We start from the raw sequence: 1,991 nt of genomic DNA on the forward strand, positions 1-1,991 counted from the left end.
GAATTCGTGTGCCTTACAAGGAAAGCCGATGAATAACCTGAGTAATCAAACTTATGGTTTCATCCTTCGAGCCGATTCAGAATTATCAACCTTTCTGGAAGTGCTGAGTTTTTTTGCAGAACGTAAAGCACACCGGCAGCGATGTACCAGATGCGCAAGTTTATAAGTTTCAATCTCTATTCCAAAGTGGCCAAATCCTGGCCCGACAGCTACTAGCTGTCGGGTGCTGCGACTTGTTGGGCTTGTTATTTTTCAAACGGATACTTCGGAGCTACAGTTGCACCACAAGTCTGACATGATAATGCTCCCACTGTAACTGCCCCACCACACTTAGGGCATCTCAATGGTGATGCTTTGATCTTACCATCTTCTGCCCCATCACGCTTGTCTATATCACGAATCTTTCTTCTCAGGTCTTCATCAGTGATTCCTGTGCGATCTCTCAATAGTTCATACAAAGCCTGATTGACGAGAGCCATCTTGTCCACCTGTCTTTGCAAGTCGGCTAAATCACCTCCCGATCGTCTTATATCACTTTCAATAGAATCATTCCTTCGCTGATTCTCGTTAATTCTCATTTCCTGTAGTATATTCCACATATCAGTTCATGTATTATTTTGCCCAACGTAAAGCACACCGGCAGCGATCAGGCGCCGATATGCGAATTATAGATACAATGACGTAAAATGGATTGCCGTCGCAAACTCGACAGCTACTAGCTGTCGGGTGCTGCGACTTGTTCGGTTTGATTTTCTATCCTCAGAATTTAGGGTTATTCAAANTGCCATTAGCAAGAGCATCACGAGGTTCGCAATATTTTTTTGCATAACGTAAAGCACACCGGCAGCGATCAGGCGCCGATATGCGAATTATAGATACAATGACGTAAAATGGATTGCCGTCGCAAACTCGACAGCTACTAGCTGTCGGGTGCTGCGACTTGTTCGGTTTGATTTTCTATCCTCAGAATTTAGGGTTATTCAAAGTCACTTGAACTAAAACGAACAGAAAAACCACCAATAGAAAAAGGTCAAACTTCCATTTATGCTCAGCAAAAAGAGATCTGACACCAAAATAGAAAGGCAACCACACGAATGCGACTACTACAGCTGCCATTGGCGCATTCTCAGGGCTATTGCCACGTCCCTTATAATCGCGACAAATATAGTATGATATAACACCGGGCAAGATCAGTAAAACCATCACGGTCAATAGATTCGAAAGCTCTTTTAGTTCGCCTCTGAACTTCGACTTAGCCATATCATTTTTTTACCGAACGTAAAGTTCACCGGCCGCGATGTAAGCGTCGATAAATGGTTAAAGTTTCAATTATTAAGAACAGTAGTAAAACCTGGCCCGGAAGCTACTAGCGGTCGGGTGCAACGACTTGTTATGCTATTATTTTTGAGGCTTTATCTTCCGCGCTATCGCAGAACGCTCATTGTAGTCGAGACCTGTAAAACCAGATATCTGAAATGACGTCCCAATATTATGTCGAATTGTTGCAGTATGAATTACCTTCCCTTCTAAAATGACAGCCAAACGATCTACACCATGATTCATCTTTTTGGTGGCTTGGAGCATCCTCTCACCACCAGCATTTGTTAAACGAATAAATATACCACCATCAGGGTGCATCTGAGCATACGCCTCTTTAACATCCTTCGAACTCACAATTGCGAGCTTCTCAACGAATATTTTCTCTTCATTCCCCGCATCCTTAGCAATCATCTCAACACTCCCCTTAGTTCCCTTATCGAGAATACGAGAAACACGAAAGGAATCTCCCAAACAAGTGAGGCATGATGCCATTAGCAAGAGCATCACGAGGTTCGCAATATTTTTTTGCATAACGTAAAGCACACCGGCAGCGATCAGGCGCCGATATGCGAATTATAGATACAATGACGTAAAATGGATTGCCGTCGCAAACTCGACAGCTACTAGCTGTCGGGTGCTGCGACTTGTTCGGTTTGATTTTCTATCCTCAG

The 1,991-nt window shown here is 43.5% G+C and carries 2 protein-coding genes; both read right to left on the reverse strand.

Annotation, left to right across the window (positions count from 1 at the left end; genetic code table 11):
* Positions 1 to 245 precede the first annotated feature (245 nt).
* Positions 246 to 599 (reverse strand): zinc ribbon domain-containing protein, encoded by a 354-nt coding sequence (locus tag HW115_RS19510; RefSeq protein ID WP_178935344.1) that lies wholly within the window; start codon positions 597 to 599, stop codon positions 246 to 248.
* A 799-nt stretch (positions 600 to 1,398) separates the two neighbouring features.
* Positions 1,399 to 1,851 carry a SecDF P1 head subdomain-containing protein gene (locus HW115_RS19515; RefSeq protein ID WP_178935346.1) on the reverse strand — a complete coding sequence of 151 codons (453 nt, stop codon included), beginning with the start codon at positions 1,849 to 1,851 and terminating at the stop codon, positions 1,399 to 1,401.
* Positions 1,852 to 1,991 lie beyond the last annotated feature (140 nt).

Source organism: Oceaniferula marina (assembly GCF_013391475.1).
Lineage (GTDB): Bacteria > Verrucomicrobiota > Verrucomicrobiia > Verrucomicrobiales > Akkermansiaceae > Oceaniferula > Oceaniferula marina.

Coding starts and splice junctions, on each gene's coding strand:
- HW115_RS19510 (WP_178935344.1), bottom strand. CDS start 599: ATGTGGAATATACTACAGGAAATGAGAATTAACGAGAATCAGCGAAGG.
- HW115_RS19515 (WP_178935346.1), bottom strand. CDS start 1,851: ATGCAAAAAAATATTGCGAACCTCGTGATGCTCTTGCTAATGGCATCA.